The sequence below is a fragment of the Pseudomonas sp. genome, from assembly GCF_036404235.1.
In the GTDB taxonomy this organism is placed as follows: domain Bacteria; phylum Pseudomonadota; class Gammaproteobacteria; order Pseudomonadales; family Pseudomonadaceae; genus Aquipseudomonas.
The window spans coordinates 1-10553 of the sequence record NZ_DASWOT010000067.1 but is presented as its reverse complement, the minus strand read 5'-3'; the positions used below and the strand labels follow the sequence as shown (position 1 = coordinate 10553).

8 protein-coding genes are annotated in these 10553 nt (G+C 58.2%); 4 read left to right on the top strand and 4 right to left on the bottom strand.

From position 1 onward, the window contains the following. Nucleotides 1-281 precede the first annotated feature (281 nt). On the top strand, nt 282-1388 hold the full coding sequence (gene thiO, locus VGC62_RS08590) for a glycine oxidase ThiO (RefSeq protein ID WP_331186647.1): 1107 nt from the start codon (nt 282-284) through the stop codon (nt 1386-1388). 103 nt (nt 1389-1491) lie between these two features. On the opposite strand, the gene VGC62_RS08585 is transcribed toward thiO, so the two are convergent. From VGC62_RS08585 to VGC62_RS08570, 4 genes are all read right to left on the bottom strand, one after another. Continuing rightward, nucleotides 1492-2832 carry a sigma-54 dependent transcriptional regulator gene (locus tag VGC62_RS08585; RefSeq protein ID WP_331186646.1) on the bottom strand — a complete coding sequence of 447 codons (1341 nt, stop codon included), beginning with the start codon at nt 2830-2832 and terminating at the stop codon, nt 1492-1494. Nucleotides 2833-2834: 2 nt separating this feature from the next. After that, nucleotides 2835-4427 (bottom strand): sensor histidine kinase, encoded by a 1593-nt coding sequence (locus VGC62_RS08580; protein WP_331186645.1) that lies wholly within the window; start codon nt 4425-4427, stop codon nt 2835-2837. Further along, complete coding sequence (locus VGC62_RS08575; RefSeq protein ID WP_331186644.1) at nt 4417-4656, bottom strand: PP0621 family protein; 240 nt, start codon at nt 4654-4656, stop codon at nt 4417-4419. Before VGC62_RS08575 ends, VGC62_RS08580 begins: the two co-directional genes overlap by 11 nt. 178 nt (nt 4657-4834) lie before the next feature. Then, complete coding sequence (locus VGC62_RS08570; RefSeq protein WP_331186643.1) at nt 4835-5851, bottom strand: outer membrane protein assembly factor BamD; 1017 nt, start codon at nt 5849-5851, stop codon at nt 4835-4837. Between the two features lie 151 nt (nt 5852-6002). Here VGC62_RS08570 and rluD point away from each other — a divergent pair, with 151 nt between their 5' ends. The 3 genes from rluD (at nt 6003) to clpB (ending at nt 10445) form a co-directional block, all read left to right on the top strand. Further along, a complete protein-coding gene (gene rluD, locus VGC62_RS08565) occupies nt 6003-6965 on the top strand; it encodes a 23S rRNA pseudouridine(1911/1915/1917) synthase RluD (RefSeq protein WP_331186642.1) in 963 nt (320 codons plus the stop codon). Beyond that, nucleotides 6962-7702, top strand: coding sequence for a peptidoglycan editing factor PgeF (pgeF, locus tag VGC62_RS08560; RefSeq protein WP_414705769.1), 741 nt, complete (start codon nt 6962-6964; stop codon nt 7700-7702). The genes rluD and pgeF overlap by 4 nt, the downstream gene beginning before the upstream one ends. Before the next feature lie 178 nt (nt 7703-7880). Further along, complete coding sequence (gene clpB, locus VGC62_RS08555) at nt 7881-10445, top strand: ATP-dependent chaperone ClpB (protein WP_331186641.1); 2565 nt, start codon at nt 7881-7883, stop codon at nt 10443-10445. Nucleotides 10446-10553: the final 108 nt, after the last annotated feature.

The following is a 10553-nucleotide window of genomic DNA, read 5'->3' as shown; positions in this document are numbered from 1 at the left end:
CTCGATCAACGTAAACCCGCGGCTTGTGCCCTCATGAGGACTTTGCCAGCTGCGACGCGTGTCCGCCCGCGTAAGGCCAGAGCTGAAATCCATCGAGGAAATTCCATTTTTCGTTTGAAATATGGTGATACTACTCAGGTTCCAAGTCGCTATGTAGTGGATGTCCGGGGTTATTCACAGGACCAGTGGCATAACGCCGCTTTTTGAGCACCGTCCATTTGGGTATCCGCAGAACAATGCGCCTTTTCTCGTTCAATTCCCGTTTTTAAATCAGGTCCAGTATGTCCAAGCAACAGGTAGTTATCGTGGGTGGTGGTGTGATTGGCCTGCTGACGGCCTTCAACCTCGCGTCGAAGGTCGACAGTGTCGTATTACTTGATCGCTCAGGCGTCGGCCAGGAGTCTTCGTGGGCGGGCGGCGGGATTGTTTCGCCGCTTTATCCATGGCGCTACAGCCCGGCCGTCACGGCGCTTGCGCATTGGTCTCAGGATTTTTATCCACAACTGGCGCAGCGCTTGTTTGCGACGACGGGCGTCGACCCCGAAGTGCATAAAACCGGGTTGTACTGGCTGGATCTTGAGGACCAAAACGAGGCGCTGGCGTGGGCCGTTGAACACAACCGGCCACTGAGCGCCGTGGATATCTCGACGGTGTATGACGCCGTTCCGGTGATGGGAGGCGGTTTTGGTCGGGCGATTCACATGGCGGACGTTGCCAATGTGCGTAATCCGAGGTTGGTGAAATCATTGAAAGCCGCGTTGCTGGCGCTGCCCAATGTGACGATTCATGAGCAGCTCGCCGTGACCGGGTTTTTACGCGAAGGCGACAGGATCTTCGGCGTCAGCACGGCAACAGGCGACATCCTCGGCGATCAAGTGGTGCTGGCGGCGGGCGCCTGGAGTGGTGAGTTACTGACGTCGCTCGGCATGCATCTGCCAGTCGAGCCGGTCAAGGGGCAGATGATTCTGTACAAGTGTGCGTCGGACTTTTTACCGAGCATGATCCTCGCCAAAGGCCGTTATGCAATCCCACGTCGTGACGGTCATATCCTCATCGGTAGCACGCTGGAGCATGAAGGTTTCGACAAGACACCGACCGGCAGCGCACTGCAAAGCCTGAAAGCCTCTGCTGTCGAACTCATTCCGGCGCTGGCGGATGCTCAAGTGGTGGGGCATTGGGCGGGATTACGGCCAGGCTCGCCAGAGGGTATTCCGTTCATTGGTCCGGTCCCTGGGTTCGACGGTCTGTGGCTTAACTGCGGGCATTATCGAAACGGGCTGGTGCTCGCGCCTGCGTCGTGCCGGTTGTTGACCGACTTGTTGGTGGGCCAGGTGCCGATTATTGATCCGGCACCCTATGCGCCTGACGGGCGGATGGTCGGTAACTGACGCCAGGCGTTACGCTCTCAAACACAATATAACCAGCGCAGAGTCCTCGACGTCCAATCCGGGACTGATCGGACCCACTGCGGGGCCGATTACCGCACTTATCTCAATCCAGCCCCAGCTTCTTCAATCGATAGCGCATCGATCGAAACGACAGGTTAAGCCGCTGCGCCGCAGCGGTTCTGTTCCAGCGAGTTTCTTCGAGCGCTTGCAGGATCAACTTACGTTCGATGCTTTCCAGGTAGTCTTCCAGATTATCGATGTCAGCCAGGCTTGGGCTGTCCTGCTCGCGGGTGTTGGTGGGCTCGGCCAGGCGCAGGTCTTCGGCGTTGATCTGGCCGTTTTCGCACAGGGTGTAGGCGCGCTCAAGCATGTTTTCCAGTTCGCGAACGTTGCCTGGGAAGCGGTAGCTCTTCAGTGCAATGAGGGCTTGTGGCTGTAGACGGGCGGGGGGCTGACCGCTGTCAGCCGCCAAGCGTTTTAGCACGTTGTTGGCGAGGTCATCGATGTCTTCCCGACGCTCGCGTAACGATGGCACGCGCAGTTCGATGACATTGAGCCGGTAATACAGGTCTTGGCGGAACCGGCCAGCCGTCACTTCGACGCTTAGGTCCTTGTGGGTTGCGCAAAGTACGCGCACATCCACCACTAATTCGTGCTGGCCGCCTACGGGGCGGATGGATTTTTCCTGTATTGCGCGCAGCAATTTCACCTGCATCGCCAGTGGCAGGTCCGCGACTTCATCGAGAAACAATGTCCCGCCATTGGCCGCCTGAAACAGGCCGGGTTTGTCTTCGTGCGCCCCGGTGAAGCTGCCTTTGCGGTGGCCAAAGAACTCGTTTTCCATCAGCTCTGACGCAATCGCCCCGCAATTGACCGGGACAAAGGGTTGGCCGACGCGCGGTCCTTGCTCGTGGATCAAACGAGCAACCAGCTCTTTGCCACTGCCGGACTCACCGCTGATGTAAATGGGTGCCTGGCTACGCGCCAATTTGCTGATCTGCCTGCGCAGCGTTTGCATGGGCGGGGAGTCGCCCAGCAGTCGTTTAGCGAGTCGGCCTTCGTTTGGGGAGGGGAGTTGCAAGCGCAAGGCGCTGCTCACCAACTCGCGTAAACGACTGAGGTCGACGGGCTTGGTCAGGAAGTCGAATGCCCCGGCTTTGAGGGCGTGGATGGCGGTATCGACGCTGCCATGTGCTGTGATCATGGCCACCGGCACCTGGGCGTGCCACTGCTGGATATGCTGCACCAGTTCCAGTCCGTTGCCATCGGGCAGGCGCATGTCGGTGAGGCACAGGTCGAACGGCTCGCGTGCCAGCCACTCATGGGCTTGCTTGACGTTATGTGCGCTGCGCGTGTCGAGCCTCATCCGCCCCAGAGTGATCTCCAGTAATTCGCGAATATCAGGCTCATCATCGACGATCAGGACCTTTTGCCGTTGGCTCATGTTCAACTCAATTTGAACGGGTGGGCGAAGGTGATGCGCATGCAACTGCCGCCACCTTCGCGTGGTGAGTAATCCAGATTGGCCTGATTGCTTTCGCACAGCTCGCGCGAGAGGTAAAGACCCAGGCCCGTGCCTTTGTTTTCAGTGGTGAAGAACGGTTCGAAAATTTTGGTCAGGTGTTGCTGGGCAACGCCGGGGCCGTCATCCAGCACTTCCAGGGTTGGCAGTTCGCTCATAGGGTTGCGGAAAAGATTTAGCCACACTTGTGCAACTACATGTTTTTTCGCGCTGTAGCGTAGACCATTCTGTACCAGGTTAGTCATGACCTGCAGCAGTTGTTCGGCGTCCATCCGTGTGGTGAGTGTGCCTGGCTCGGCATCAAGATGGACTTGCTGGTTTGTCGCCAGAGAGCTGCGCATGTTGGCGACGAACTGTTCAAGCCATTGTTTGAGATCGAGCAACTGAGGTTCGGTTTGACGTCGGCGTGACAGTTGCAGGACGTTTTCGATCACCAGATTCATCCGTCGCGACTGATCTTGAATGATTTGACTGAGACGTCGGTCGGCATCGTCCAGCTCTTCAGACTCTGCCAGCAGTTGCGCTGCATGGCTGATGGCGCCCAGCGGATTGCGTATTTCATGCGCGATGCCCGCCGTCAATCTGCCCAGCGCGGCCAGCTTGAGTTGCTGCGCTTGTTGTGAGATTTGCGACAAGTCCTCAAGGAAGATCAAGGTATGCCGGTGATTGCCGCTGGTCAGCGCGATAAACCCGGCGCGCAGCACCGGCCCAGCCGCCGAGGTAGAGATACTGCGTGGCGCCAGCGTCGGATTGATCTGCCACTGACGAAGACGCTCCACCAGTTGCGGCGAGTAATCATCGATGGTTTCGCCCAGCAGGTGTTCGTGTCCCAATAGGGTCAATGCGCTCTGATTGGCGAGCAGCACCTTATGTTTGGCGTCCAGCACCAGGATGCCGGTGCGCATGCGTTGCAGGATCAGCGCGTTGAGCTCTTCGAGATTGTTCACGTCTGCTGCGCGCTGCTCGGCGATGTTTTCGCTGACCTGTAGCCGTCGAACCAAAGCCTGGACGAGCAATGCAGCAGCAAAACACAGCGCACCCAAAGACCCGGCCTGAACGTAATGGTTGGCCGCCGCAGGTTTGTGGTAGCTGATGTAAAACGTTAGATAAATGATGCCAATTGCCGAAATGGCTGCAATCAGTAAACCGGTGCGCTTGCGCAGCAGTACGTTGCTGATCGCCACTGAGGCAATGATCAGGTTGCCAATGCCACTGGGTGCGCCGCCGCCCGCATAGAACAGCGCGGACAGCATGATCGCGTCACTCATTGCCAGGATAAACAGTTGCCCTTGGTTACGGGGGCGTTCCAGCAGCACCACAATCAGAATGTTAAGTACCAGGTACAGCCAACTGCCGATGCGGAACAGGTCGATGTTGGCCAGTTCCAGCAATTGCGCATCCAGGCTGCTGGAGATCAGCAGCACCAGCATCACGCCAATGGTCAGCCGATAAAGGTGATACAGCCGAAGAATACGCCGGGCCTGTGGGGCCGCGAGAGAAAGAGCTTCAGCGGTCACGTGTCGCGGGGCCCTGAAGCCTGTGCTGCTCGCTGCAATACCATTGCTGACCCGAACTCAGGGCGCGATCCTGCGGCAAATGCACGCCGCATTGCGCGCAACGAACCATCGGCGCCGCGGCGATTTCCGGCGGTTGTGCTTTAGGGCGTGTAGCGGGACCTCGGGTGAGGCGTTTGAAGAACCAGATGGCCGCCATAATCAAGGCGATCCACATAATCAAGCGAATCATGTCTACCAGCTTAGTGAGTGAAGATTTCGCAGTGTAGCCAAGGCGCTGTCAGCGGGACAGTGATGCAGGTGTTTATAAAGTGTTCGCGTATAAAAAAAGAGGTCCCGAAAGGACCTCTTTTGTTCTGTGACTGCGACGGTCGACTTGGATCAGTCGGCTTTTTTCAGTCGGCTTCTAATCAATCAAACACACCGAAAGTCATGTAGCTGAACCAGGAGCGGTCATTGTTGCCTTCTGATACGTGCTCTTGCTCGTCGAGCTCTGCCTGATTTTCCGGCAGCAGGTCAGCGGGAATGGCATCTTTGGCGTCCTGGTATTGCTTGAGCACGTCCTGGTTGGCGCGGGTTTCGCCCGGTGGCAGTGGCGGACGGCTTTCGATCAGGCCCAGTGTCGCTTTGGACAGCCACGAACGGTTGTCTGCCTCGGCGGTTCTTGGCTCAAACTTGCCATCGACCAGTTGTGGGTGATCTGGATAGTTGGCTTTCAAGACTTCAAGGCTGGTATCGGCCAGATCGTCCAGATGCAGGCGCTGATAGGATTCGACCATCACCGCCAGGCCGTCGCCCACCGCTGGGGTTTCCTGGAAGTTCTCTACAACGTAGCGGCCACGGTTGGCGGCTGCGACGTAGGCCTGACGGGTCAGGTAGTAGTCGGCTACGTGGATTTCGTAGGCCGCCAACAGGTTGCGCAGGTAGATCATGCGCTGCTTGGCATCAGGTGCGTAGCGGCTGTTGGGGTAGCGGCTGGTCAGTTGGGCGAACTCGTTATACGAGTCACGCGCAGCGCCTGGGTCGCGTTTGGTCTGGTCGAGCGGCAGGAAGCGCGCGAGCAGGCCGACGTCCTGGTCAAACGAGGTCAGGCCTTTCAGGTAATAGGCGTAGTCGACGTTCGGATGCTGCGGGTGCAAGCGGATAAAACGCTCGGCTGCGGACTTCGCGGCTTCAGGCTCACTATTTTTGTAGTTGGCGTAGATCAGCTCCAGTTGAGCCTGATCGGCGTAACGACCGAACGGATAGCGTGATTCCAGCGCCTTGAGTTTTTCAGTGGCGCTGTTGTAGCTGTTGTTGTCCAGGTCGGCCTGCGCCTGCTGGTACAGCTCGACCTCGCTGAGGTTTTCGTCGACGATTTCTTTCTTCGACGAACAGGCAGCAGTGAGTACGAGGATGGCGATCAGCAGCAGGTGTTTCACTTGCATGGCGGCTTGCGTCCCTATAACGGTCTGCTGTCTTGCGCAGGACCGTCCTGTTATGATGGGCGCCCCGTGGAACCCCCGGGACAAAAGACGCCGTATTTAACCACAAGCGCACAGCCGAAACCAAAGGCCAGTGCCACCTCCTAGTTTGAGCATGTCTGAGATCATAGAACTTCGCGCAGAGGTGCCGTCCGAAATGGGCGGTCAACGCCTCGACCAGGTCGCCGCCCAACTCTTCGCTGAGCACTCACGCTCGCGCCTTTCCGCCTGGATCAAAGACGGCCGCCTGACTGTGGACGGAGAGGTTTTGCGCCCGCGTGACATCGTGCATGGCGGTGCTGTGCTGGCGCTGGTCGCCGAACAGGAAGCCCAGGGTGAGTGGATCGCCCAGGACATCAAGCTGGATATCGTCTACGAAGACGACCAGATCCTGGTCATCAACAAACCCGCCGGTCTGGTTGTACATCCGGCAGCGGGGCACGCTGATGGCACCTTGCTGAACGCATTGCTGCACCATGTGCCGGACATCGTCAATGTCCCGCGTGCCGGTATTGTGCATCGCCTGGACAAAGACACCACCGGTTTGATGGTGGTGGCCAAGACCATCCAGGCGCAGACCCAACTGGTCACTCAGTTGCAGAACCGCAGCGTTAGCCGTATTTACGAGTGCATTGTCATTGGTGTCGTGACCGCAGGCGGCAAGATCAACGCGCCGATTGGTCGCCACGGCCAGCAGCGTCAGCGTATGGCGGTGATGGAAGGTGGCAAGCCGGCGGTCAGCCACTACCGCGTGCTTGAGCGTTTCCGCTCCCACACGCACGTGCGGGTCAAGCTGGAAACCGGGCGTACGCACCAGATTCGCGTCCACATGTCGCACATTAACTTTCCGCTGGTTGGCGATCCGGCCTACGGCGGTCGCTTCCGTATTCCGCCAGCGGCCAGTGTCACGATGGTCGAATCCTTGAAGCATTTTCCACGGCAGGCGCTTCACGCTCGCTTTCTGGAGCTGGATCATCCGACGACCGGTAAGCGCATGAGCTGGGAATCCCCTCTGCCAGACGATTTTGTCTGGCTGCTGTCGCTGCTCAAGCAAGATCGAGAGGCGTTTGTCGGATGACTCAACGGGTGGCAGACTGGCTGATACCCGACTGGCCTGCGCCAGTGGGTATCAAGTCATGCGTCACCACCCGAGCAGGTGGCGAAAGTGGGGCGCCCTTCGATGGCTTCAATTTGGGCGATCACGTCGATGACGATCCTCAAGCGGTGGCCAGCAATCGCCTGGCACTGACTTCAAGGCTCAACATTCAACCCGCCTGGCTGCGTCAGGTACACGGCATTAATGTCGTGGAGGCGACCCCAGCTCAGGTGATGAGCGCCGACGCCAGTTGGACCACCACCCCAGGCGCCGCTTGCACCATCATGACCGCAGATTGTTTGCCGGTACTGTTCTGTAATCGGTCGGGTACTCAGGTTGCGGCGGCTCATGCAGGCTGGCGCGGTCTGGCGGCGGGTGTGCTGGAAGCCACCACGGACAGTTTTTCCGACAAGCCATCCGAGATTATGGTTTGGCTCGGTCCGGCAATCGGCCCAGAGGCGTTCGAGGTCGGCCCGGAAGTACGGGAGGCCTTTATAAGCACCCACTCCGAAACCAGCGAAGCCTTTGTGCCCAGTGCCAACGACGGTCGATTCATGGCTGACATCTATCAGTTGGCGCGCTTGCGTCTGGCTGCTTATGGCGTGACGGCGGCATACGGCGGCGGGTTGTCGACCTACAACGACGAGCGTTTCTACTCCTACCGGCGCAGCGCGCGCACGGGGCGTTTTGCCTCGCTGGTTTGGATCGAAGCCCGGTAACGATTTCCTACAACCGGCTCACATTTTTCCCTCAAGCTCCGCGTATCCGCTAACGTTGACCTACGTCAAGCAATCACTGCTTGAATCCTGTGCAATTGCCCGCATTTAAGGAACCATCTGGCAGGTTTTTGTAATAGGTGTGTTGATTGCTCCGGCCTGCCCAATAGGAAGGTGACCAATGCGTATAGATAGATTAACTAGCAAATTGCAGTTGGCTTTATCCGATGCCCAGTCCTTGGCGGTTGGGCTCGACCATCCCGCTATCGAACCTGCGCACTTGATGCAGGCACTGCTTGAACAGCAAGGTGGCTCGATCAAGCCGCTGCTGTTGCAAGTGGGCTTTGACGTCAACAGCCTGCGCAAAGAGTTGGGCAAAGAGCTCGACCAATTACCCAAAATTCAAAATCCGACTGGCGACGTGAACATGTCGCAGGATTTGGCGCGTCTGCTCAACCAGGCTGATCGCCTGGCGCAACAAAAGGGCGATCAGTTCATCTCCAGCGAACTGGTGCTGCTCGCTGCAATGGGGGAGAGCAGCAAGCTTGGCAAGTTGCTGCTGGGCCAGGGCGTGAGCAAAAAGGCATTGGAAAACGCCATCAGCAACCTGCGTGGCGGCGACTCGGTCAATGACCCGAACGTCGAAGAGTCGCGTCAGGCGTTGGACAAGTACACCGTCGATCTGACCAAGCGCGCCGAAGAAGGCAAGTTGGATCCGGTGATCGGCCGTGATGACGAAATTCGCCGCACCATTCAGGTCCTGCAACGCCGGACCAAAAATAACCCGGTGTTGATTGGTGAACCCGGCGTCGGTAAAACCGCGATTGTCGAAGGCTTGGCCCAGCGCATCATCAACGGTGAAGTGCCGGATGGTCTGAAGGGTAAGCGTCTGTTGTCCCTGGATATGGGCGCGCTGATCGCGGGCGCGAAGTTTCGCGGCGAGTTCGAAGAGCGCCTCAAGGGGCTGCTCAATGAGTTATCGAAGCAGGAAGGCCAGATCATCCTGTTCATTGACGAGCTGCACACCATGGTCGGCGCCGGTAAGGCCGAAGGCTCGATGGACGCTGGCAACATGCTCAAGCCTGCATTGGCGCGTGGTGAGCTGCATTGCGTCGGTGCAACCACGCTCAACGAATACCGCCAATATATAGAGAAGGACGCGGCCCTTGAGCGGCGTTTTCAGAAAGTGCTGGTGGAAGAACCGAGCGAAGAAGACACCATCGCCATCCTGCGCGGCCTGAAAGAACGTTATGAGGTTCACCACAAGGTGGCGATCACCGACGGTGCAATCATTGCCGCGGCCAAGCTGAGCCATCGTTACATTCCTGATCGTCAGTTGCCGGACAAGGCAATCGACTTGATCGACGAAGCGGCTAGCCGTATTCGTATGGAAATCGACTCCAAGCCGGAAGTGCTGGACCGTCTGGAGCGCCGTCTGATTCAACTGAAGGTTGAAGCTCAGGCACTTAAGAAAGAAGACGACGAAGCGGCGATCAAACGGCTAGAGAAGCTTCAGGAAGAAATTATCCGTCTGGAGCGCGAGTACTCGGATCTGGAAGAGATCTGGACTTCGGAAAAAGCCGAGGTCAAGGGCTCGGCGCAGATTCAGGAGAAGATCGAGCAATCGCGTCAGGAGTTGGAAGCGGCGCGTCGTCGTGGCGACCTCAATCGCATGGCTGAATTGCAGTACGGGATCATCCCGGACCTTGAGCGCAGCCTGCAGATGGTCGATCAGCACGGCAAGCCGGAAAACCAGTTATTGCGCAACAAGGTGACCGAAGAGGAAATCGCCGAGGTTGTGTCCAAATGGACCGGTATTCCTGTGTCGAAGATGCTCGAAGGCGAGCGCGACAAGCTGATGAAGATGGAAAGCCTGTTGCATCAACGCGTGATCGGCCAGAACGAAGCGGTGGTGGCCGTGGCGAATGCCGTGCGGCGCTCGCGTGCCGGGTTGTCCGACCCCAATCGCCCAAGCGGCTCGTTCATGTTCCTCGGCCCGACCGGCGTCGGTAAGACGGAGCTGTGCAAGGCGCTGGCGGAGTTCCTGTTCGATACTGAAGAGGCGATGGTGCGGATCGACATGTCCGAGTTCATGGAGAAGCATTCCGTGGCGCGGCTGATCGGCGCGCCTCCAGGCTATGTTGGCTATGAAGAGGGTGGTTACCTGACTGAAGCAGTACGCCGCAAGCCATACTCGGTGATCCTGCTCGATGAGGTCGAGAAGGCCCATCCGGATGTCTTCAACGTGTTGCTGCAAGTGCTGGAAGATGGGCGTCTGACAGACAGCCACGGTCGGACAGTTGACTTCCGTAACACGGTGATCGTCATGACTTCCAACCTGGGGTCGGCCCGTATCCAGGAGCTTCAGGGCGATCGTGAAGCGCAGCGCGCGGCCGTGATGGATGCCGTCAGCTCGCACTTCCGCCCTGAGTTCGTGAACCGTATCGACGAGGTGGTGGTGTTCGAGCCGCTGGCGCGCGATCAAATTGCCGGTATCGCTGAGATCCAGCTGGGTCGTTTGCGTAAACGCCTGGCTGAGCGTGATCTGGCACTGGAGCTGTCGCCAGAAGCCATGGATAAGCTGATTGCAGTGGGCTACGACCCGGTGTACGGCGCGCGGCCGCTCAAACGGGCGATTCAGCGCTGGATCGAGAACCCATTGGCTGGCTTGATTCTGTCTGGCGAGTTCATGCCGGGCACCAGCATCACGGGCCGGGTCGAAGGTGACGAGATCGTTTTCAGCTGATCCACTGCTTGCTTATATAGAGCGGTACATGGGCTCCCCACGCGGGGGCCCTTTTTTTCGACTGCGTGTTTTGTCTGCGCACATGGATTGGCGGGTCATGAAGGGCCA

What these genes read in the sequence shown, in the direction of transcription:
- thiO (WP_331186647.1), top strand. Translation starts at nt 282, where the DNA reads ATGTCCAAGCAACAGGTAGTTATCGTGGGTGGTGGTGTGATTGGCCTG.
- VGC62_RS08585 (WP_331186646.1), bottom strand. Translation starts at nt 2,832, where the DNA reads ATGAGCCAACGGCAAAAGGTCCTGATCGTCGATGATGAGCCTGATATT.
- VGC62_RS08575 (WP_331186644.1), bottom strand. Translation starts at nt 4,656, where the DNA reads ATGATTCGCTTGATTATGTGGATCGCCTTGATTATGGCGGCCATCTGG.
- VGC62_RS08570 (WP_331186643.1), bottom strand. Translation starts at nt 5,851, where the DNA reads ATGCAAGTGAAACACCTGCTGCTGATCGCCATCCTCGTACTCACTGCT.
- rluD (WP_331186642.1), top strand. Translation starts at nt 6,003, where the DNA reads ATGTCTGAGATCATAGAACTTCGCGCAGAGGTGCCGTCCGAAATGGGC.
- pgeF (WP_414705769.1), top strand. Translation starts at nt 6,962, where the DNA reads ATGACTCAACGGGTGGCAGACTGGCTGATACCCGACTGGCCTGCGCCA.
- clpB (WP_331186641.1), top strand. Translation starts at nt 7,881, where the DNA reads ATGCGTATAGATAGATTAACTAGCAAATTGCAGTTGGCTTTATCCGAT.